At 35.2% G+C, this 22,800-nt stretch carries 17 protein-coding genes and 1 pseudogene; 6 read left to right on the top strand and 12 right to left on the bottom strand.

The genetic code is table 11. The annotated features are described in order from the left end of the window. Positions 1 to 14 precede the first annotated feature (14 nt). Positions 15 to 1,403: a TolC family protein gene (locus tag OZP13_RS12060; RefSeq protein ID WP_269240387.1), complete on the bottom strand. Its 1,389-nt coding sequence runs from the start codon at positions 1,401 to 1,403 to the stop codon at positions 15 to 17. A 631-nt stretch (positions 1,404 to 2,034) separates the two neighbouring features. Between OZP13_RS12060 and OZP13_RS12055 the strand changes: the two genes are divergently transcribed. Continuing rightward, positions 2,035 to 3,156, top strand: coding sequence for a hypothetical protein (locus tag OZP13_RS12055; RefSeq protein WP_269240386.1), 1,122 nt, complete (start codon positions 2,035 to 2,037; stop codon positions 3,154 to 3,156). A 51-nt stretch (positions 3,157 to 3,207) separates the two neighbouring features. Here the strand turns inward: OZP13_RS12055 and OZP13_RS12050 are convergent, their stop codons facing one another. Then, a complete protein-coding gene (locus tag OZP13_RS12050; RefSeq protein WP_432419479.1) occupies positions 3,208 to 3,492 on the bottom strand; it encodes a GNAT family N-acetyltransferase in 285 nt (94 codons plus the stop codon). Positions 3,493 to 3,878: 386 nt separating this feature from the next. On the opposite strand from OZP13_RS12050, the gene OZP13_RS12045 reads away from it, so the two are divergent. Then, a complete protein-coding gene (locus tag OZP13_RS12045) occupies positions 3,879 to 4,535 on the top strand; it encodes an alpha/beta hydrolase family protein (RefSeq protein WP_269240385.1) in 657 nt (218 codons plus the stop codon). A 103-nt stretch (positions 4,536 to 4,638) separates the two neighbouring features. Here OZP13_RS12045 and OZP13_RS12040 read toward each other — a convergent pair whose 3' ends face one another. Beyond that, positions 4,639 to 5,154: a DUF2892 domain-containing protein gene (locus tag OZP13_RS12040; RefSeq protein ID WP_269240384.1), complete on the bottom strand. Its 516-nt coding sequence runs from the start codon at positions 5,152 to 5,154 to the stop codon at positions 4,639 to 4,641. A 164-nt stretch (positions 5,155 to 5,318) separates the two neighbouring features. Here OZP13_RS12040 and rpmH point away from each other — a divergent pair, with 164 nt between their 5' ends. Together rpmH and carB are read left to right on the top strand one after the other, a co-directional pair. Further along, positions 5,319 to 5,480 carry a 50S ribosomal protein L34 gene (rpmH, locus tag OZP13_RS12035; RefSeq protein WP_008464848.1) on the top strand — a complete coding sequence of 54 codons (162 nt, stop codon included), beginning with the start codon at positions 5,319 to 5,321 and terminating at the stop codon, positions 5,478 to 5,480. Positions 5,481 to 5,634: 154 nt separating this feature from the next. Then, positions 5,635 to 8,490 carry a carbamoyl-phosphate synthase large subunit gene (gene carB / locus OZP13_RS12030; protein WP_281297286.1) on the top strand — a complete coding sequence of 952 codons (2,856 nt, stop codon included), beginning with the start codon at positions 5,635 to 5,637 and terminating at the stop codon, positions 8,488 to 8,490. Between the two features lie 156 nt (positions 8,491 to 8,646). Here carB and OZP13_RS12025 read toward each other — a convergent pair whose 3' ends face one another. The 5 genes and pseudogenes from OZP13_RS12025 to OZP13_RS12005 form a co-directional block, all read right to left on the bottom strand. Beyond that, on the bottom strand, positions 8,647 to 9,669 hold the full coding sequence (locus tag OZP13_RS12025) for a hypothetical protein (protein ID WP_269240383.1): 1,023 nt from the start codon (positions 9,667 to 9,669) through the stop codon (positions 8,647 to 8,649). A 162-nt stretch (positions 9,670 to 9,831) separates the two neighbouring features. Continuing rightward, complete coding sequence (locus OZP13_RS12020) at positions 9,832 to 11,736, bottom strand: tetratricopeptide repeat-containing sensor histidine kinase (RefSeq protein WP_281297285.1); 1,905 nt, start codon at positions 11,734 to 11,736, stop codon at positions 9,832 to 9,834. A 142-nt stretch (positions 11,737 to 11,878) separates the two neighbouring features. After that, positions 11,879 to 12,016: pseudogene (locus OZP13_RS12015) on the bottom strand (dienelactone hydrolase family protein); the annotation flags it as partial. Positions 12,017 to 12,163: 147 nt separating this feature from the next. Further along, on the bottom strand, positions 12,164 to 12,982 hold the full coding sequence (locus OZP13_RS12010) for a hypothetical protein (RefSeq protein WP_281297284.1): 819 nt from the start codon (positions 12,980 to 12,982) through the stop codon (positions 12,164 to 12,166). 212 nt (positions 12,983 to 13,194) lie between these two features. Continuing rightward, the gene (locus tag OZP13_RS12005; protein ID WP_269240378.1) at positions 13,195 to 13,803 is read right to left on the bottom strand and encodes a YkgJ family cysteine cluster protein; all 609 of its coding nucleotides are present in this window, start codon (positions 13,801 to 13,803) and stop codon (positions 13,195 to 13,197) included. 283 nt (positions 13,804 to 14,086) lie between these two features. On the opposite strand from OZP13_RS12005, the gene OZP13_RS12000 reads away from it, so the two are divergent. Both OZP13_RS12000 and OZP13_RS11995 read left to right on the top strand, forming a co-directional pair. Continuing rightward, positions 14,087 to 15,088 (top strand): LacI family DNA-binding transcriptional regulator, encoded by a 1,002-nt coding sequence (locus OZP13_RS12000; RefSeq protein ID WP_281297283.1) that lies wholly within the window; start codon positions 14,087 to 14,089, stop codon positions 15,086 to 15,088. A 46-nt stretch (positions 15,089 to 15,134) separates the two neighbouring features. After that, positions 15,135 to 16,067, top strand: a complete 933-nt coding sequence (locus OZP13_RS11995; protein ID WP_281297282.1) for a dihydrodipicolinate synthase family protein — start codon at positions 15,135 to 15,137, stop codon at positions 16,065 to 16,067. A 121-nt stretch (positions 16,068 to 16,188) separates the two neighbouring features. Here the strand turns inward: OZP13_RS11995 and OZP13_RS11990 are convergent, their stop codons facing one another. The 4 genes from OZP13_RS11990 to OZP13_RS11975 all read right to left on the bottom strand — a co-directional run bounded on the left by OZP13_RS11990 (position 16,189) and on the right by OZP13_RS11975 (position 22,528). After that, positions 16,189 to 17,457, bottom strand: coding sequence for an MFS transporter (locus OZP13_RS11990; RefSeq protein WP_281297281.1), 1,269 nt, complete (start codon positions 17,455 to 17,457; stop codon positions 16,189 to 16,191). 110 nt (positions 17,458 to 17,567) lie between these two features. After that, positions 17,568 to 17,894 (bottom strand): DMT family transporter, encoded by a 327-nt coding sequence (locus OZP13_RS11985; RefSeq protein WP_269240374.1) that lies wholly within the window; start codon positions 17,892 to 17,894, stop codon positions 17,568 to 17,570. Between the two features lie 331 nt (positions 17,895 to 18,225). Then, the gene (locus OZP13_RS11980) at positions 18,226 to 19,290 is read right to left on the bottom strand and encodes a M28 family peptidase (protein WP_281297280.1); all 1,065 of its coding nucleotides are present in this window, start codon (positions 19,288 to 19,290) and stop codon (positions 18,226 to 18,228) included. After that, a complete protein-coding gene (locus OZP13_RS11975; RefSeq protein ID WP_281297279.1) occupies positions 19,205 to 22,528 on the bottom strand; it encodes an OmpA family protein in 3,324 nt (1,107 codons plus the stop codon). Before OZP13_RS11975 ends, OZP13_RS11980 begins: the two co-directional genes overlap by 86 nt. Positions 22,529 to 22,800 lie beyond the last annotated feature (272 nt).

Below are 22,800 nucleotides of genomic sequence, written 5' to 3'. Positions count from 1 at the left end.
AGAAACTGTTTTAATTATTTGTCTAATTTTTTGGATAATTCTCCTGTCGCAATAATAGTTTCTATGACCGCTAATCGTTGTTCGATTATCGTGTTTACTTTGGCCACAGCACTTTTAAAGGAATCATTTTCTGCTTCTAACCGTTCTGAAATAGTTATAAGTCCTTCTTTGTATTGTTTGACTGCCAACTTCAAATTATTGGAAGCTACTTTGTCTTGCTGTACCGTAATGTCCAGTTTTTTATTTAAAACCGTATAATTCACATAGTTGTTTTCTAGCAATAAAGCCAGCTTTTCTTTGGTATCATCCAATTGATTTTGTACTTGTTCAATATTGATTTTGGCTTCGTGTATTTTGTGTTCTCTTTCAAAACCTGCAAAAATTTCCCATTTCAGTCCTGCGCCAACAATCCAGTTGTTGCTTATGGTAAGGTCATTTAATCCCAAATACAAGGCTTGGTTTATTCCTGTAATTACTTGGGTGGTTGCTTTTGCGTCGAATAAACTAGTGTAAGTCACTCCGCCAAAAGCGCCTACTGTTGGCAAATAGGTTCCTTTTTCCTTTTTTAATAAAAATTCATAAGCGGATTTATAGGATTCTAATGCCTTGATTTCCTGTTTGTTTTCGGTGTTTAAATTTTGATCTGTTATGATGTAGGGAACCAGGGAATAGCTTACCTGATCTATTTCTGTGGGATTGTATCCCGTTAAATAGTTTATTTTTTTATAGACCAGTTTTCTTTTACCTTCTAATTCAATTTTTTTGGAATCTAATTCTAAAGTGGCTAACTTGATTTTATCTCTGTCGTAAGGAATGGCCAATCCTTGCTCAATAGCTTTGGTTACCCGTTTTGTTTCGGTTTCCAATCGAATGCTGCTGTCGTTTATGAGCTTTTCGATGGCGGTCAAAAGCGATAATTGATCGAATGTATGGATCACTTCTTTGATGATTTCGTCTTTTTCCGATTCTTTTAAAAATTCGGTTCCCTTGGTTTTTTCGTTTATGGCTTTGGCTCCATTTTCTATTTGAAAACCACTAAATAAGATGGTTTTGGCCAAGATACCTGCGTTGAAAATATTGCCATAATTATCGAAAGAGGTGGAGCCGTCAAAAACAGGAGCGCCGGGAATTGGAATTAAGGAAGAAGCAGGAAGGTTGACCGAAAGTTTGTTGTCAAAATACATATATTCTGCATTGGCTTCAATTCTGGGGATGTATTTGTTCCATACTCCTTTTTCTTGCAGTTGCAATTTTTCGATTTCAAGTTGTTTGTTTTTGATGGAACTACTTTTGATTAATGCTTTGTGAATTGCTTCCTCGAGGGAGGTCGATACGACAATTTGTGAAAATGAATTAGAAATAGAAAAACAAAAAGCGATTATATATAGGATTTTCTTATTCATCGGAAATTAATTTTATTTTTTTTAGGAAAAAAATAGGTGGATTCTACGGCTAATTTAGTAAAAAAAAGAATATTTTTAAGAATATTCTTTTTTTATTGCTGTTCCGTTTTTAGGACAATTTGTTTTAGTTTGCAAGTATTTCTTGGCCAAAACCCAATCGTTTTTCTTTGTGTATTTTAGAGAAATAAATCGAGGCTGGCTCTTTTTAAATACTTGCAGAAATTTTCCGGCAAATTTTTAAATTTTGGGCCTTGATGGTAAGATGGTTTGACTTTCTTTAATCATCAATCCAATGGAAGAACAGAAACACTTACCTGAAGTTGGAATAGAATTATAGGTTTTCCTGCTTTTGAAAATTGATTGATTATAATTATAGTCAGACTGTTTTAGGGCTTGGTGTTTCTTTCGCTGAATTGCTATAGTTTAATGTTTTGCAAATCGTAAGTTATTATTGAAATCAGAAAATTTATCGAATTTGGAAACAAGAGAGTTAAGGGATATTTTGAAGATATTGCCGGTTTTCTGGTACGTAAAAAAATAGAAAACTCGAGAGAGATTGAGCGGTAGAAACATTTTTTTTGTAAATTAGCCTTACAATTTATTAACTAGAGTATAAAAATTCAGATAAAATATGAAAAATCCTTTTTTATTAATAGCTATATTATTAACAAGTTTGTTGAGTTTGCCTGTTTTTTCGCAAACCGGCGATGACACGGGGACATTGGGTTTGCCTGGTGACAACCTTGATCTTTATGCCGTATTGGATCTTTTTCAAAAGTCAAAAACTATTGAAGACTTTGAGAAATCTTTAAATTTAGAAAATTCAAAAATCAACAATCTTGATTTGGATAATGATAAAAAAGTTGATTTTATCAAAGTAACCACCAAGAAAGATGGTGATGATTTTTCCTTTGTGCTTCAAGATGCAGTTAGTAAAACGGAAACTCAAGATGTAGCAGTCATTTTGGTGTCAAAAGACAAAAACAAGAAGGTCACGATGCAAATTGTGGGTGACGAAGAATTATATGGTAAAAATTATATTGTCGAGCCAAAAGCTACAGGAACTGGAGTTACTGCCAATCCGGGATATACAGGCGAAAATCCCGTTACTGTGGATATTCCGGCTTCAACAACTACAGTAGTAGTTCAATCTGCGCCAATTGTTCAGTATGTGTATTCTCCAGCTTACGTGCCGTATTATCCTCCTTATTATTATGGATATTATCCTCCCTATTTTGCAGCATTTACGGTAATGGCGGTTGGTATTTATCGTCATAATAATTATTATTACCATGGTGGCGGTTATGGCTATGGCAACACGACCGTGATTCATAACACAAATAACTACAATAATTATAATAAAACCAGAAATACTTCTAATACCGTGGCAAACAATAAAGCTAAAGGTAATTATACGAATGTTGGAAGTAGGCCATCGAATACTAGTGGAAATAGACCGAGTACTGGTGCTGGCGGTGCCAATAAGCCTTCTGCAGGTAATTTAAATAGTCCATCAACACGTCCTTCTACTTCAACAAGACCAACAAGTCCATCGGCTTCAACACGCCCATCGACTTCAGGATCAACAAGGCCTACTAGTCCATCAACAACAGCGTCTAATCGTTCCTCTTCGGGTTCCTCAAGTTATTCTCGCCCATCATCTTCCTCTTATGGAGGTGGTCGAAGTGGTGGAGGCTATAGTGGCGGCGGTCGTAGTGGTGGCGGAATGCGTGGCGGAGGCGGAAGAAGATAATCCGATGTGTTTAAATAAAAAAGGGCTGTTTCTTGGCGAAACAGCCCTTTTTTATATTCGAATTCCCGGAGGAAGCAACTCCTTGTAAACTGGATTCTTTTTGAAGAAAAGAACGATTTTGGGAAGAATGGGAACCACTTTTAGTTTTCTTTCGATGGCGAGTGTCATGATTTCCTTGAGCAAATTAGAAATGAATTCTTCGTCGTCAAATAAATCCGGGACATTGAGTTTTGTCAAAAAAATTTTTTTCTCCTGAAAAGAATATTCCACCGTGACCAATCCTTTTTCGGTAATGGTTTCAAATTGTCTGGCAAAAGTATTGTCCTTGATTTCAATAATGACTGCAGCATCCATAATAATTTGTTTTATTTTATTGGCGTTTCGATCAAAAGTGTTTTTGATTCAGAATTGATTTTAATTTCAAATGGGATTAAAATCGGTTGGTTTTGTCTTAAGGAATGATAAGATTTGTAAAGATATTGATTTGATTTTCAATATCAAATGATTTTCAGGCCTATCTTTGTCTAAAGTGTTCTTTGTCGGGGAATAGTCATGGTTGGAATGTCTTTGGCTTGTAAATCTGCTTTCGATAGTTCTCGTGTCTTGATTTATTGTTAATGTCGGTTTGGAATTGAAGTTGTTCCAATAAAAAAATTAATTTTATACAAATTTCGTGGCAATAAATAGTTGTTGCCGCGAAGACAGTATTAAAACTTGTAAAAATGAATAAAATCCCGGTTTATATGATGCCTGGTTTGGCGGCCAATTCATTGATTTTTGAAAACATTAAATTGCCTGAATCCACTTTTGAAATCCATTTGCTGGATTGGGAAATTCCTTTGGACAATGAAACTTTGTTGAACTATGCTGAAAGAATGGCAAAATTGGTAAAACAAGAAAAGGCTGTTTTGATTGGGGTTTCTTTTGGTGGAGTCCTGGTTCAAGAAATGGCGCAATTCCTTGATTTGAGGAAATTGATTATTATATCCAGCATCAAATCAAATTTGGAACTGCCGCTTCCAATGAAAATAGCCAAGACCACCAAAGCCTATAAATTGATGCCTACGAGTTTGTTTCAAAACATAGAGTCGTTAGTGAAATTGTCTTTTGGAAATCTAATCAAACAACGACTCCGGTTGTATCAAAAATACATGTCGATGCGTGAAAAGGTCTATTTGGATTGGGCCATAGAACAAATGGTTTTGTGGAATAGAATAGAAGAGGATCGAAAAGTGATTCATATTCACGGGGATGCCGACGCCGTTTTTCCGATAAAGCATATCAAGAATTGTGTCGTGGTAAAAGGAGGGACGCATATCATGATTCTAACCAAATACAAGTGGTTGAACGAAAACTTGCCTCGAATTATATTGGAATAAAAGAAAAAAAAGGCGATTAGTTGTTTCTAATCGCCTTTTCGTCTTTTTGTTTTCCTCCTCTTTGGATTGCTTCGTTACTCACAATGACAGGTTGGGTTGAGGGTTATATTTTTTTCATCTGATCCTTCATCATCTTGATTTGGTCTGCCAACATATTCTGTTTGTCCAATTTTTTGGCTTCGTTCAGTAAAGTAGTGGCTTCGAGTTTTCTTCTGCGGGTCATGGCCACTCCGGCAAGATTTAATTTGGCTACGGCCAAATCCATATCCATTGACAATCCCAATTCAATCGCTTTCTTGAAATATTTCTCGGATTGATTGATGTTTGTTTGCGAAAGCATAATTCCGTGCAAATAATTGAAGTAGCCTTGTTGTTTTCTTACCAAAGCCGTTTCCGGGTTTTTGATGTAAGCCAACCATTTTTTGGCACCTTCGAAATCTTGTTTTCTTAGTTTTAGGAAGGCCAATAATATAAATTCGTTTTTGTAATAAAGAAAAATAGGAATGGCGGACAATAATATAAGGAAGATTCCATTACCAATATTGGATTCAGTAAATTGCCAAATGCCAGTAATGATGATAAGTCCAGCGAGAATAAGTTTAATAATTTTAGGAAACATAGTGTGTAAATTTATGATAGCAAAGATAGTAAAAGGAATTAAAAAAAAAATTATAAAACCACTTGCCAGAAATAAAAGTCTTTGTATATTTGCACTCGGTTTTAGAATAACAGAATTCAAAACTACCAAAGACAATTAAATACATTTTTTAAAGATACAAAGCAATGAGCAAAAGAACGTTTCAACCATCGAAAAGAAAAAGAAGAAATAAGCACGGATTTATGGACAGAATGGCTTCTGCAAATGGAAGAAAAGTCCTAGCTCGTCGTAGAGCGAAAGGAAGACACAAATTGACTGTATCTAGCGAACCTAGACATAAAAAATAATGTTTTTATAAACATACATAAAGGCGTTACTGTTATTAGTATCGCCTTTTTTTATACCTTGTCATTAAAAATGTTTGAAGTTCAAGATTTAAACTAGTTCAACTGACTTGAAATCTTCAGCTTTGAGTAAAAAATAAACACCAAAAACAACACAATGCCAAAAGACAACTCCATAAAATCGGTTTTAATTATAGGTTCAGGTCCAATCGTGATTGGTCAAGCTTGCGAATTTGATTATGCAGGTTCCCAATCGGCACGTTCCATACGCGAAGAAGGAATTGAGGTTATCTTGATTAACTCGAATCCTGCAACTATTATGACCGACCCATCTATGGCCGATCATATTTATTTGAAACCATTGACCACCAAATCCATTATTGAAATCCTGAAAGCACATCCGCAAATTGATGCTGTTTTGCCAACAATGGGTGGGCAAACTGCTTTGAACTTGTGTTTAGAGGCAGACGAAAAAGGAATTTGGCAAGATTTTGGGGTTCGAATGATTGGAGTGGATGTAAATGCCATCAATATTACCGAAGACAGGGAGCAATTCAAACAGCTTTTGGCAAAAATTGGAGTTCCTACTGCACCAGCTAAAACAGCTACTTCTTTCTTGGAAGGAAAAGAAATTGCGCAGGAATTTGGATTTCCATTGGTAATTCGTCCTTCGTTTACTTTGGGAGGAACTGGAGCAGCATTCGTGCATACTAAAGAAGAATTTGACGAAAAGCTAACTTATGGATTAGAAATGTCACCAATTCACGAAGTTTTGATTGACAAAGCTTTAATCGGTTGGAAAGAATATGAATTAGAGTTGTTGAGAGATAAAAACGACAACGTCGTGATTATCTGTTCTATCGAAAATATGGATCCAATGGGAATCCACACTGGAGATTCGATTACTGTTGCGCCTGCGATGACCTTGTCTGACACGACTTTCCAAAAATTGCGTGACATGGCGATCTTGATGATGAGAAGCATCGGAAATTTTGCCGGAGGTTGTAACGTGCAGTTTGCCGTTTCACCAGACGAAAAGGAAGATATTGTGGCGATTGAAATCAATCCTCGTGTGTCTCGTTCATCGGCTTTGGCATCGAAAGCGACAGGTTATCCAATTGCAAAAATTGCTTCTAAACTGGCTTTGGGTTACAACCTAGATGAATTGCAAAACCAAATCACCAAATCAACTTCTGCTTTGTTCGAGCCGACTTTGGATTATGTAATCGTGAAAATACCACGTTGGAACTTCGATAAATTTGAAGGAGCCGACAGAACTTTGGGACTTCAAATGAAATCCGTTGGGGAAGTAATGGGAATTGGACGTTCGTTCCAAGAAGCCTTGCACAAAGCCACACAATCTTTGGAAATCAAAAGAAATGGATTGGGAGCCGATGGAAAAGGTTACACCAACTATGAACAAATTATCGAGAAACTGACTTTTGCAAGTTGGGATCGTGTTTTCGTGATTTATGATGCCATCGCGATGGGAATTCCATTGAGTCGCATTCACGAAATCACCAAAATCGATATGTGGTTCTTGAAACAATATGAAGAACTTTATGTTTTAGAAAAAGAAATTTCCAACTATACTGTAGCCACTTTGCCAAGAGAATTGTTGTTGGAAGCGAAACAAAAAGGTTTTGCCGACAGACAAATTGCTCATATGATGAACTCCAAGGAAAGTGAAGTTTACAACTTGCGTTCAGAAATGAACATCAATCGTGTGTTTAAATTGGTGGATACTTGTGCTGCGGAATTCACCGCAAAAACACCATATTATTACTCCACTTTCGAGGCTGAAATCGAAAAAGCCAATGGTGAGCGTTATGTTCACAACGAAAGTATCGTAACCGATAAAAAGAAAATAGTTGTCTTGGGTTCAGGACCAAATAGAATTGGACAAGGAATCGAGTTTGATTATTCTTGTGTTCACGGGGTTTTGGCTGCCAAAGAATGTGGTTATGAAACGATAATGATCAACTGTAATCCAGAAACAGTTTCGACTGATTTTGACACGGCCGACAAATTGTATTTCGAGCCCGTATTTTGGGAGCATATTTACGACATTATCCAACACGAAAAACCGGAAGGTGTAATCGTGCAATTGGGTGGACAAACTGCCTTGAAATTGGCCGAAAAACTGTCTAAATACGGAATTAAAATCATAGGAACCAGTTTTGATGCTTTGGATTTAGCTGAAGACAGGGGCCGTTTCTCTGATTTGTTGACGGAATTGCATATTCCTTTCCCACAATTCGGAATTGCCGAAACGGCTGACGAAGCTTCAGCTTTGGCGGATACTTTAGACTTTCCTTTATTGATTCGTCCTTCTTATGTATTGGGTGGTCAGGGAATGAAAATCGTGATCAACAAAAAAGAATTGGAAGAACACGTTATCAACTTGTTGAAATCGATACCAGGCAATAAATTGCTGTTAGACCATTATTTGGCAGGAGCAATCGAAGCCGAAGCCGATGCGATTTGTGATGCTGACGGCAATGTGTACATCATAGGAATTATGGAGCATATCGAGCCTTGTGGAGTTCACTCGGGAGACAGTAATGCGACTTTGCCACCGTTTAACTTGGGTGAATTCGTGATGCAACAAATAAAAGATCATACTGAGAAAATCGCGAGAGCTTTAAAAACAGTTGGTTTAATCAATATCCAGTTTGCGATTAAAGACGATACGGTTTATATCATCGAAGCCAATCCTAGAGCGTCTCGCACGGTTCCGTTTATTGCGAAAGCTTACGGAGAGCCTTACGTAAACTATGCTACGAAAGTAATGTTGGGCGAAAAGAAAGTAACCGATTTTGATTTCAATCCACAATTGAAAGGATATGCCATCAAACAACCGGTTTTCTCTTTCAGCAAGTTCCAAAACGTGAACAAAGCATTGGGGCCAGAAATGAAATCAACAGGAGAAAGTATCTTGTTTATTGACGATTTGAAAGACGACCAATTCTACGAATTGTACTCCAGAAGAAAAATGTATTTGAGCAAATAAGCTTGATTTTTATATATTGAAAAAGCCCCGGTTGGGGCTTTTTTTTTGTTTATCGTAGAGTAGTAATAAGGATTTTATAAACGTTTGTTTTTTAAAAGATACTTTGTGATGCTAGATTTTGTGTATGTTCGAGCGGTCTGAATTATTAGTGCATATTTATAATAAACAGGTTTCAAGCTGTTTTTTTAACTTTTCTCGATGATAATCATCTTGAAAACGACCATCTTTAAATTTGCGTCCATCTTTGTTTTTGACAAACTTTTTGTAAATTTCGATCATTTCAAAATCTTGTTTTTTTAAATATTTAGATAGTGTTTCTATTTTACCAGAATTATTAACATCAACTAATATTTTAAACATAAATTTAATTACTTTATCGTCAGTTGCAGTTAATATTTCTTCTTCAAGAGTTTTTTTCTTAAGACGTTCGTAATAATTTATCATAAAATAGAAGTCCCATGTCATATTGTCAATTTGATTTCTTTTTTCTTCAAAAGTTGCTGTGGGTTTGTATTTCATCATTCCTTTTGTTCTTATAGAACTAAACATTATTATTGAATATATACTACCAATCATAGAAAATCTAAATTCAGAATGTTGCCAATTCATAAATATTTCAAATTTTTTAATGTTTGAAATGTTTTCTAACAAATTAAGTTCTGTGATTTTCAGTATGATTAAATAGGTGGAATCCCATTGTACAAGATTCTGATATTTGTTATACCATTCAATCATTTTTTTTGTACCATCTGAAACATCTTTAGTTTCATTAATTGTATAATTATTTCGTTTTCCAATAGCATAATCTATAAGACTTTGATTGTTGGGTGAATCATCTATTTTAAAAAATAATTCTAACTTTTCAAATGCTTCTTTTTGTTTTTCTTTGTTAAACCTTATATACTCGTATATAGGCAAACTAACATCAATGTTTATTTCTGCAAACTGACAGAAGGCAATCAAAGCTATTGCCTCTCTATGAATATCCTTTGGTGTATTCTGTTTAAATGAATTTACAATGAAACTAAAGATATTTGTATCAATTAAAAGAATGTATTTGGATTTATGTATCTGTATATTATAAATATAATTTGCAGGATTATAATGAGCATTTTCTTCAATTTCAAATGTAGAGATTAACCATTTTTTATTAATTAGTAGCTCTATTACTTTATCCATACCATATGGAAGGTTACATAAGATATCCATGATTTAATATTAGAGTTATTTATAAGGTTCAACATAAAAATATAGAAACTGTTTTGTAGAAAATTTCTTTATGATTTCAATCTATTTTTATATTAAACAAATATAGTGAAATAGCATTGTAGATATGGATTATCATTCTGCAAAAGGAAAACTGCAATAAAATGTAGTTCCTTTGTTTTCTTCACTTTCGACCCATATTTTGCCGCCGTGCTTTTCTACAAATTCTTTGCAAAGTATCAAGCCTAAACCTGAACTCAGCTCGTTTTCGGTTCCTTTTCTGTTTGTTTTAACATCCAGTTTGAATATGTTTTCAATCATTTTAGCATTCATTCCTATTCCGCTATCAGTTATGGAAAAGATGGTGTTTTTTGAGTCTTTTTTTGATTGAATGGAAATGATGCCTCCTTTTGGAGTAAACTTTACGGCATTCGACAAAATATTGCGAATTATGGCGTGCAGCATGTAATTATCGGCAAAAACGGTGGTGTCATCCGTTAATTTGTCTTGGATTTGTAGTTCTTTTTTTGCTGCTGCAGCTTGTAAAATTGAAATACATTCTTCTGTTATTTGATGTAAATTGTTTTTTATCGGTGTAAATGGAATCAGTCCTTGCTCCATACTGGACCATTCCAAGAGGTTTTCCAGAAGGGTCTCCAAGTTTTGTGCGGAGCTTTTCAAATTTGCTGCCATAAATTGAATTTCTTCTTTATCCATAGTGTCAATTTCTGAGGCCAGTAATTCTGTTAAACCTAGAAATCCAATAAAAGGCCCTCTTAGATCATGGGCAATAATCGAAAAAAATCGGTCTTTCTGCTTGTTGGCATTGGAAATCTCCATATTTTTTTCCAACAATAATTTATTTCGGCTTCTTTTAGATAAATACAACCATAAAAAGACAGAGAAAAGAATTAAAATAGTAATTATGATAGAAATTAATAAATATATTTTTCTGGACTCGCTTTTTATTTTAAGATTTTGTATTTCAATTTTTTTGTCTTTTAATTCGAATTCACGTTTGGTTTTAAGTTCACCTAATTTGACGTTGTTTTCATAGGTTAAAACCGTTTCTTTAATTTTGAGGTATTTCTCGTGATATTCCAACGCCAATTTATAGTTGCCAGTTTCTTTGTAAGCTTTATATAATTCGAAGTTGCATTCGTTTATTTTGTCGAATGTTTTAATTTCATTAAAAGTATTAATTGCCTTGTTCGAGTATTTTAGGGAATGGTTCAGGTTTTTTGCTTTTGCACTTTTGTCTTCCATGGCCAAATTGTAATAGGCTTTCCCCATTTCAAGATAAGCATTTCCAATATCATATTTTGTACCTTCTATTTTGTTTAAATTATCAAGAGCTTTGTTGAAATTAACTAAAGCGTCCGAGTATTCCTTTTTATTTGAATAGGCTTTCCCAATATTAATGTAGGATTCACCAACGCCATAGAAATTATAGACCGTAAAATAGAGGTCTTTAGCTTTTAGATAGTATTCAATTGCTTTGGAATAATTATTTGTTTTGAAAAAAGCATCGCCAATTCCAGTAAGATCATTAGCCGTCTGATTTTTATTCGAGGTTAATCGATCTATTTTGTAGGCTTCAATGAAGTAAAAAACAGCCTGCTTGTATTTTTTTATTTCCAAATGAAGTGATCCGAGGTGGTTGTATGCACCAGCAATGCCAACTTGATCTTTTAAGTCTTGATAGTTGGACAATGAATTTTGGAAATACGCTATCGATTTTGGAAAATTTGCGGTAACCCAATGGCAAACGCCTATGTGGTCATTTGCAATAGCCATCCCTTTTTTCCATTTTATTTTAGTTGCCAGATTTAATGCAATTTCACCATATCGCATTCCTTCCATTGGATTGGAATAAAAATTTTTGCTGGACAACTCATTTAGTATATTTATCTTGGCTGTATCTACTTTAGCTTTTCTTAATTCATATTTTAAAGAATCAATTATTTTAATATCAGTATTTTGTGCTAATGTGAAATTTGCGATTAGCATTAAACAGTATAGTGTAATTGATTTTTTCATTAGGGATTTAAGGTTTTTTGAATCTTTCAAATTTAAATAAATTTTCTGGTTTAATTCATAAAGTATTTTCTTTAAAATGATTCCAATTTGCCATAAAAAAGTCTCCTGTTTGAGATTTTTTTGCAACATCAAAATTCTAAAATTACTTTTTCTTCAGTTTTTCCTTAAAAAAATCAATTGTTCGTGTCCAATATGAAGTTGCGGATTTTTCGTCGTATCTTGAAGTCGTGTTGTTGTGGAAACCGTGATTCACTCCCTCATAGAAATAAGCGGTGTGTTGTGCTTTTAGTTTGGACAGTATTACTGCTCCATACTATATAAGAATCAATTGAGATAAGTCATTTTATAAAGTTTGTTCCTAGAACCGTTTCTGACGTGAACCGTTTCTAGGGACAAGAAAATAGTTGTCTAAACTAAAATTTTCAAATTAATAAACAGAAAAATAAATAATCTTTTTCCCAGTATAGTCGTCTTCGGAATTACTGAAAAAGCGGAAAACAATTCTTTGAGATGAATATTGATACATTCTATTGGTACTAGAGCTACTTTTTGTTGTTGGTATCCCTAATAAAGTAATGATGGTATCCATTGTGGTAGTATTGTTAATTTTCCAACCATTTCCAATTTCATGGGGATAGTTCGTGTATAATACTTGTGTATTGGCGCTGTTTGTATGATAATAGTAAGAGCTAAACATCTCGATTTGATTGACCATTAAAGAGCTTTTTGTAATTATAAAGCACAGTCCTTTTGAAGCGTATTTCCAGTATTCAGAAAGTCCATCGGTTGAAGTTGTTTTTGTGTCAGGTTCTCCCAAAAGCGTGATGACTTTAGAAGATTTATCAGTATCAACGGTTATGCCTTCAACGGTTTTGTAATTTTTGACTCCGTGCTCGCAAAAATTCAAACTTATACTTTTGTTTTCTTTGTAAGTATTGTTGCTTAAGGAAATATAGATATTTGTGCTTGTGGCTACAGTAGATGATATTTCATAAATTGTAGGCGTTACTTTGATGATTTTAACCGATGTGTTATTAGAAGCTACATTGACATCCGAAAAGCCGGTTCCTTCGAGGTTCAGGACAATTGTTTCTTCAATAAAAGCATCTGTTTTATTGGCACTTAAACTTGTAAATACAACTATTGGGTCTTTTTCATCGTCTGAAGAGCAAGAAGTTGAAAGTAATGTGACAATAATAAGTGTCAAAAGGGTTGTGGAGACTTTGTGAATTAATGATTTTCTCATTGGTTTTTTTTTTTTTGGTTTTACAATTAATTCTCCGAATTTATATCTTTTGGAATTGGTTGTTTTACGGTTTTCCACATTTTGACAAAATAATATTTTTCTTGTTTTTTTATTTAAATAGTAACGAGGGGTTATTTGCTTGGTAAGCATGGTTTTACGCAACTGGTAATATCCAATTGGGAGTTTTTTTTAAATAAAGTTGAAGATTTTTTTTAAGCAATATTCTCCAATCCACCCGGAAAAGGTCTGTAGGCGTAATAATGCAGGACTTCTTCGATGGCCATTTTCAAGGCTTCGTTTATGGTGAGCAAGGTAACGCCCATTTTGTAGTCAATTTGTGCCAACTGCATGTAATAATCGGTAAAAATAGGCACGTAAAGCCCTTTACTGATGGCTTCTTCGGTAGTGTGGTAGTTTTTGAGCTGGTCGTCTTTTATGATTTTGCAGGTGGCCAATCGTAGTTCGCCATATTTGTCCCTGTTGGCTGCATAACCAAAAAGGCGGCAAATTAATCCGCGATAGCGATAGTTGCTGCAGCTTCCGTTGAATTCTTCCAAAAGGGCTAGCGGTCGGTAGATGTGACAAGTCGAAAGGGTCGAATTGTTTAATTCCAACAAGGTCTCTTCGGCTAGGCCATTCAAAAATAAATGGAAAGCCCAAGGCAAGAATTCCAAGGGCGAGGCATCAATGTCTGGTTTGGAACAACATTTGCCGCAGCCGGTGAGGCAATGTAAACTCGTTTCGGATTTGAAAGCAGTAATCTCCTTGTCAAGATGGTTGAATAATTCTTCCACCTGCCGAACCTTTTGTTCAATCTCCATTTTTTTTGGTAAGGTAGGCTATTAAAAACTGCTGACGCCATAATATCCATTTAATTATTCTTTTTTAATGACCGAACTGTAAAACTTGAAAAATGAAATTAGAAGTTGTATTTTCAATTTCATTTTTTAAGGGCTAAAAAAAATCCATTAAGTTTTTTTCGGTTGAATAAAAAGTAAATGCATAATTTAAACTCTAATTAGTTGCTTTTAAATGTAAATGAAACACTTAAATATTAGGCGGTGTCAAATTATTTATTACTTTTGCTTAAACGTTAAAGCAAAGATGACTCGTAAAACTTCATTAAAGGATATTGCAAACAAGGTAGGAGTTTCGACTAGTCTTGTTTCTTACGTTCTAAATAACAAAGATAAAGAAAATAGGGTAGGTAAAGAAACGGCGGATAAAATTAGAAAAGCAGCGAAAGAGCTTAATTATTTTCCGAATTTGAATGCTAGAAGTTTGAAAACCAACATTTCCCATACCATTGGTCTCATTGTTGCCGATATTTCCAATCCCTTTTTCTCGAGTTTGGCCAGAACGATAGAAGATGAGGCTTATGCCCGTAATTATACCGTGATATTTGGTTCTTCCGACGAAAATAATGATAAATTCATAAAGGTGTTGGATTTTCTTAGTACTCGACAAGTAGATGGATTTATTGTGGCCTCTCCCGAAGAATCCCGAGAAACGGTTTTAGGCATAAAAGAATCCAATGTTCCCTTGGTGTTGATTGACCGTTATTTTTCCGACATAGTTGTAAATACGGTGATGGTGGACAACTTTAAAGCCTCATTTGAAGCCACAAATCATTTGTTGGACAAAGGACACAAAAGAATTGGTGCAATAGTGTATGAATCCACACTTTTGCATTATCAGGATAGGTGTAATGGTTATCTTGAAGCCATGAAGCAAACCGGAATTGTTGACAAAGCACAATTCTTGACAAAGGTCAATCATCAATCGATGCAAAGCGAAATAAAAGAAGCCGTGCGAAAGTTGATTTTCGAAGACAAAGTAACTGCTATTTATTTTGCAACCAATACCATTGCCACCGAAGGTTTGAAACAAATTAAAAATTTTGGAAAGAAAATCCAGGAAGAAATTGACGTGCTTGCTTTTGACGAAAATTTGATTTTTCAGTTTTTGGATGTCCACATTCCTTTCATGAGCCAGCCCATAAAAAAAATGGGGCAGGAAGCCGTTCGTATTTTGATAGACCAGATTGAAAATAAAGATCAAGGAGTCAAAAATGTTCTCTTAAAGGCAACGCTTGAAACAAAATAGAAAACTATAAAAATAAATTAAAATATATTAAATAAATTTTAGCATAATGGCAACGCAAACAATTAAACCAGCTTTTAGTGGAATTATTCCTCCAATGGTAACTCCTTTATTGTCAGATAATCTTTCCCTGGATCTCGAAGGGGTAAAGCATTTGGTAGAGCATTTGGTTTCGGGTGGTGTTCACGGAATATTTATTCTGGGAACTACTGGAGAATCAACAAGTTTAAGCTACAAAACAAGAGAACAACTTATTGTTGAAAGCTGTAAAGCAGTCAACGGAAGAGTGCCGGTATTTGTTGGAATCACGGATACATCCATAGAAGAAAGTGTTCATTTGGCATTAATAGCCCAAAAAGCGGGAGCTGCGGCTGTCGTGGCTGCACCGCCTTATTATTATGGTTTGGGACAAGAAGAATTATACAAGTATTACTGGAGTTTGGCAGATCAAGTGAGTTTGCCGCTTTTCTTGTACAACATGCCTTCACATACCAAAATTAACATCGACGTAAAAACGGTGGTTCGTTTGTCAGAACATTCCAATATTATTGGGTTGAAAGACAGTTCGGCCAATGCAGTTTATTTTCAATCACTTTGTTATTTGTTGAAAACCAATTTCAGTCTTTTGGTAGGGCCTGAAGAAATTACTGCCGAAACTGTTTTGATGGGCGGAAATGGTGGTGTCAACGGTGGCGCCAATCTTTTTCCAAAATTATACGTGGCTTTATACAATGCGGCATTGGCCAAAGATTTTGCCCGAATTGAGGAGTTGCAAGACTTGGTAATGGAAATCAGCACCCGAATTTACACTGTGGGTTCTTATGGTTCCAGCTATTTAAAAGGATTGAAAGGGGCACTGTCCGCTTTGGGAATTGTCAACGGAAACATTGCTCCGCCTTTTACCACTTTCGACGAAAAAGAAATGACAAAAGTTATTGCCAATATCAAGGATATCGAAATAAAAGTGGCCAAGGTTTTGTAGAAAACCAAGTTGTCTTCATAAAAAAAGTGAGCTAGATTGCCATATCGAGCTCACTTTTTTATTTTATGATTGATTAAAAAAGACTTTAAATCCTTTTTTACCGTGTTCTAAATGGATTTCTTTATTCGGCAGAAACAGCTTCTTCCGTCATGTTTGCCGTTTTCGGATGCAGGGTTGTCAATTGTAAAGCGATGGCAATTACTACCACAATAATCAATAATATAAATACACGTCCCATTCCGCCATTGTCGGCGGCTTTTCCCAAATATTCCGTGATGACGGCTCCGGCAGAAATTCCCACGAAGTTCATGATGCCATAGCCGGTAGCACGATAACGTGGCGACACGAATTGGCAAAGAATAGGCATATTGTTGGTGTCGAAAATTCCAAAACCAAGACCAAATAACATTCCTCCAGCGATAATGGCTTCAATACTGCTGCCATTACCTAATAAAAATAGGGCAGGAATCGTGAGTGACAAACCAATTACGCTGGTGTAGATTCTTCCTTTAAGGTGCTTCATTACCCATTTGTCGGAAACGACACCGCCAATCAAGACCCCGACAAAAGAGGACATCGCGATGGTTACCGTGGCGATAGGGCCGGCAAGCGCCATGTTCATGTCCAGTGTTTCTGAAAATAATGTTGGCAACCAGTTTTTGGCCGCCCATCCCGGCAAACTCGGAGCCGAGAAATAAAAGAGCAAAACCCAAAACGAGATATTCCCGAACAGCATTCCCAATCCCTTGAACATTTGCCTGAATTCTGTTCCTACTGATAATTTTTGGGAAGTGTCATAAGTGTATGCTTTCTTTTCTTTGATGAAAAAAATCAAAATGATACTGTAAACCACGCCAATTAAACCAACGGTGTGGAAGGTAAAATGCCAAGAAAATTGTTGGGAAACAGTGGCGCCAAATCCACCCAAGGCTTGACCCAAATAGATTCCGGTAGTGTGAATGCCAATGGCGAAAGAACGGGTGTTCCCTTGGTGATAGTCGGCGATTAGCGATAAAGCTGCTGGAATATAGAACGCCTCGCTAACTCCCATAATGGCGCGCAAGACATAAATTTGGTTAAAAGTGGTGGCATAGCCCATGGCCATCGTGACGCCCGACCAAACAAAAAGACTGCAAACAATCATGTTTTTTCGGTTCATCCTGTCGGCAATGATTCCGGAAATTGGACTCATCAAGGCATAAATCCAAAGAAAAATAGCCATCAGCATTCCGAAGTTTTCGGCTTTGGCCAATTCTGGAATGTCAATCATCATCGAGGGTTTCATGGTTGAAAGCATCTGGCGATCCAGATAATTCAACAAGGCCACGAACCACAATAAACCCACAACTATCCAAGGATAGGATTTCTTTTCACTCAAATTTGCAATCATAAATATCTTTATATAAAAAAGTCCTAATATACGATTTCAAATGAAACCAAATACTGACTATTGTCATGTTTTAGTATGCAAAACCGGAATGTTTGTGTGTTTGTCAATGATTAATGCGAAACCGATTTTAGTCCTATAATGGAGCCGATTAGCGTGGTGATAAAGAAAATTCGCCAGAAGGTGGCTGGTTCCTTGAATACAAAAATCCCCATCAATACGGTTCCGACGGCTCCAATTCCTGTCCAAACGGCATAAGCCGTTCCTATGGGCAAAGTCTGGGTAGCTTTGACCAATAAAACCATGCTGATAATCAATGAAATCAAAAAACCGGCATACCACCAGTACATCTCGTTTCCGCTGGTTTCTTTGGCTTTGCCCAAACAAGAAGCAAAAGCTACTTCAAATAATCCGGCAATAATTAATAGTATCCAATTCATTTTTTTGGGTTTTTGTTACTGCAAAGATACCTGTTTGTATTCGATTGGTGTATGGCAATTGCGCCCAACGACTAATTTTAAATAAATTGGAATGTTTTTTTTAACCCCTTGCTGTGTGAAATAGGTCAAGAAATCAGTTTCAGGATTTCCCTTTCGGAATGGTTCACACTGGCCTTGAAATTTTTGTACCACAGTTTCCAGTTTGTGACGCCGTGTCTTTTGGAAGTTTTTATAATTATTAGCTTTGTTGATTACTTGGGTATTGTTTTTTCAGGGATTGCTACGTTAATTAAAGTCTAAAAGTAGAACTAATTGTGAAAAGAAAATAATATTACTCCTTTGGGTTTTTTAGCAAACCATAATTATAACCATCAATAATTTTTAAGAGATATTCTTTAATTTGGATCATCCCATCAAAATTAATATAAATTGCGTCATCAGTTGGAGTATGGTAGTCTAAATGGATGCCTGTTGTAAAATTAAGACAAGGAACTCCTTGGTTGTAAAAATATTTTGTGTCTAATTTTTTTAATTCTTCTTCCTTACCCAGATTTAATTTCAAATCAAAATCTTCAATTTGTACATTATTTAAAATTATATCTGCTGATTTTGATTTCATACATTTTAAATTTTTTAAATCGGAATCTAATCGTCCAATCATATCAAAATTTATAACACATGATATGTTTTTGAAATAATCGGAGTTCTTATCTATAAAATCACCAAAAGCATCTGATCCGTATAATCCTATTTCATGACCTGAATAAAATACAAACAAATAATTTAAATTTGAGTTCTTAACTTTAATTAATTCACTTGCTAAGCCAATAGTCATGGCAACTCCTGAAGCATTATCATCGGCTCCATTATGAATTTGATTGGATATGAATTTAGTAGATAATACACCTCCTAAACCAATATGTTCATAATGAGAGCTTATTAAGATAGTTTTGCTTGAATGATTATTCACAAAGACAAAACCATTGTTTGAAATTAGAGTAGTGTCTTTTAATTTAACATAAAAAGTTTGTCGCTCGAATTTAATTTTATTCGACAAACTTTTCATTTTAAATTCTATGTAGTTTAATGATTTTTTTTCCTCTAATGTGCCTGTGTAACGACCTTTTAAACTATCGTCGGCCAAAGTGAATACGACTTCTTTAAATAAAGACTTAATATGAGGTTCAATTTTTTTTTGTCCCCATGACAAGGTTGTAAATAAAACTAAAAATATTCGGGATAAATTCATTTGAAAAAATAAAAAAGGATCCTTCTGTAAGGATCCTTTAAAGATATGAAATGTTTTGTAATTATTTTGCCAGATTAATCTCAACTCGTCTGTTACTCTTTCTGCCTTCTTCGGTATCATTTGTTGCAACAGTTTTTTTGTCTCCATAACCTACTGATTTCAATCGATCTTTACTAATGCCTCTTTCAATAAAATAATTCATTACGGCTTCTGATCGATCTTTTGAAAGTTTCATATTATCATTCGATTCTCCGGTATTATCCGTATTCCCCTCAATTATGAAATTATCAGAACTGTATTGATTTAATACATCTACAATGTTATTCAAAATGGTATAAGATTCCGGAGTAATAGTTGATTTTCCTGTATCGAACAAAATAGCTTTAGAAAATTCAGAAATTCTTTTAATAGCTTCTTTCTTAGTAGCAATATGTGTTTCTGTTGCTTTTTCTTTATAATTATAATCTTCTTTTGGTCTTTTCACTTTTGTCAAACTTTCTGGCATATTACCAAATTGAATTTTATTTCCATCCCACCAGATACCCTTACCTTTAGCATCTAAGTTAGAATCATTGAATAAAACTTGTTGTATGTTTCTATCAAAATTAGAATCAGAAACCATTTCAGTTGCTTTATCTAAATGATTGTCAACTCTATTTCCGACAGAAATCCAAGAAATAGCAACTGTGCTAGTACCATTGTTCATTTCTTTAATAGTAAATCCGTTTTTGTCTATTGCAGAAATATATACTCCATTACAGTTTCCTTTTGGTGTAACGGTAACTTCCGGATTTTCTCCTAATAATGCTTTGTACGAATCTTTAAAAGGGATATATACTGATCCATTAACTAATTCGGCACTTCCTTTAGCATAAATAGTTGACTCTGTACTAGTAACCGAATAAACAGGTGTTTTAACATTATTAGAAGTTTCTACTAGCTCTACATTTTTACCTAAAGTATAAACATTTCCTGAGTTATAAGACGAAAATAATTCACCGGAATTTAATTGACCTATTACACTTCCTTTAGATGCAGAACCAATAACGCCAAAGAAACCTCCTCCAAAACCTGAAATTTCTCTATTTTCAAAAAAACCAGTTCCAGAAGCATAAGCATTTGAACCATATACTCCATAAGTGACAGTACTAGCAGCCTTATATCCTAAAGACCCCCAATAATTACCATAAATCTCTCCACCAACTACTCCTCCTGTACGAGAAAAGTCATTATAATTCCATCCACCTACACCAAAAGAATAATCGTCTCCCCAAAAAGACATACCTGTAACTCCTGTATTACTACCATTTTGTCCATAGCTAGCTCCTACGTTTTGACTATTACGATCACGATATCCATATATAGTTGACTGACCATCCCCAACTGCTGTTTGTTGTTGACGATATACAAATAATTGAGAATTTGCTTGAAGAGGATAATTAACACTTACTGAAGTACCATTGTCTTGTATCATTGAGTTACCTATTACACCTGCTGGTCCATTAGTGAATTTAGTATGATAATTCGTGTTTCCTGTACCTGTAACTCCCGTAGCACCAGAAACTGTTAGGTTTCCAGAAGCATCTGTTAAAACCACTCGTGTACCAGTCCCCGCTAATGAAGTAACACGTTCGTTGGAGGTAACAGAAGTACCCACTACAGTATGAGTGTTAGTTCCATTGTCCCAAGTATTATTGGCACTACCCGCAGCGACACCAGCATTATTAAAGATTACTTGCGTATCAGCACCCGCTACTGAAGAAGAAGAATTAGCATCTACATAATCCTTAACCGCTTTTACACTTGGGTATTTAGTGTCCGACGCTCCGTCAGTGGTAACATTTGTGCTTTTATTTGCCACATCTTCTTTCAGTAAGTCGGCAGCTGTTCTGTTGGTTACTTCGGTAGCTAAATTGTTTGTCAAAGTTGCATCAGCAGCTGCTCTGGCATTAGTTTCAGTTGTCAAATTGGTAGCAATTGTGTTTTCAGCATTAGTTGCTCTTGTTACTTCATTTGCCAAAGCGGTAGAAGAAGATGTAGCACTTGCATCTACATACGATTTAACCGCTTTTACACTTGGGTATTTAGTATCCGAAGTTCCGTCAGTGGTAACATTTGTGCTTTTATTTGCCACATCTTCTTTTAGTAAGTCAGCAGCCGTTCTGTTGGTTACTTCGGTAGCTAAATTGTTTGTCAAAGTTGCATCAGCAGTTGTTCTAGCCGTAGTTTCGGCAGTTAAATTGGCAGAAGTCGAATTTTCGGCATTAGTTGCTCTTGTTGTTTCATTGGCCAAAGCGGTAGAAGAGGATGCGGCACTTGCATCTACATAAGTTTTAACCGATTTTACACTTGGGTATTTAGTGTCCGAAGTTGCGTCAGTGGTAACATTTGTGCTTTTATTTGCCACATCTTCTTTCAGTAAGTCGGCAGCCGTTCTGTTAGTTACTTCGGTAGCTAAATTGCTTGTCAAAGTTGCATCAGCAGCTGTTCTGGCTGTAGTTTCGGTTGTTAAATTGGTGGCAATTGTATTTTCAGCATTAGTTGCTCTTGTTACTTCATTGGCCAAAGCGGTAGAAGAGGATGCAGCACTTGCGTCTACATAGGTTTTAACCGATTTTACACTTGGGTATTTAGTATCCGAAGTTGCGTCAGTGGTAACATTAATACTTTTATTCGCCATATCTTCTTTTAGTAAATCGACAGCTGTTCTATTAGTCACTTCAGTAGCTAAATTAGTTGTCAAAGTTACATCGGCAGCTGTTCTAGCAGTAGTTTCGGCTGTTAAATTGGTGGCAATTGTATTTTCAGCATTAGTTGCTCTTGTTATTTCATTGTTCAAAGCGTTTGAAGGTAATGAAGTAGCAGCGTCAACGTAAGTTTTAACCGCTTTTACACTTGGGTATTTAGTGTCAGAAGTGCCATCTAGATTTACGTTAGTAGATTTATTGGCTACATCTTCTTTTAAATTTAATGCCGTTTGAGTTGCAACACTAATTGGTTTATTTAAATCAGTTGTATTATCTACATTTTGAATGCCTAAATTTGTTTTTGCTCCTAAAACAGTGGTTGCATTCGTGCCTCCGTTTTCTATTGCAACAACACCTGTAACGTTTTCAGCATTGATTGCCGAAAAAGCAAATGGAGCATAGTTAAACTCTTGATTACTAATCTCAGTGTAAGTATTGCAATTCCCATTGGTATTAATTCCCACAATCAAACTTTTCTTCGAAGAGTTCCAAACAATAGACTGAAAAGAAGCAGCATATCCTGCTGTTTGTGTTCCTCTACCAATCACTAAATTAACCATACCAAAGCCATCTGTTTTGGTTTGTACGGTTTCCTGATATTCTATATTTGAAGATTCGTCAATAAATTTGAATACCATACAGATATCTTTATTGACAACTGGGCTATTGGCATTGTTCACTCCTGGCAATTGTTCTCCTTTAGGATTTATGATTATAGCCTGATAGCTTATTCCATTTGTCTGAGCAAAACTTGTAGCCGCTATAAAAAATATAAATAGTAAAATTATTTTTTTCATATACTTTGAAATTTATTCGTTAGTTATAACACCTAAGGCAACTAACTATTTTTAGTCTTTAATTTTGTGAAATTTTATTTTAAACAATATTATTAAATCAATTCAAAATTGAA

Source organism: Flavobacterium limnophilum (assembly GCF_027111315.2).
Taxonomy (GTDB): Bacteria; Bacteroidota; Bacteroidia; order Flavobacteriales; family Flavobacteriaceae; genus Flavobacterium; species Flavobacterium limnophilum.
The sequence above is the reverse complement of the archived record's forward strand: the minus strand, read 5'-3'. Positions and strand labels throughout refer to the sequence as shown.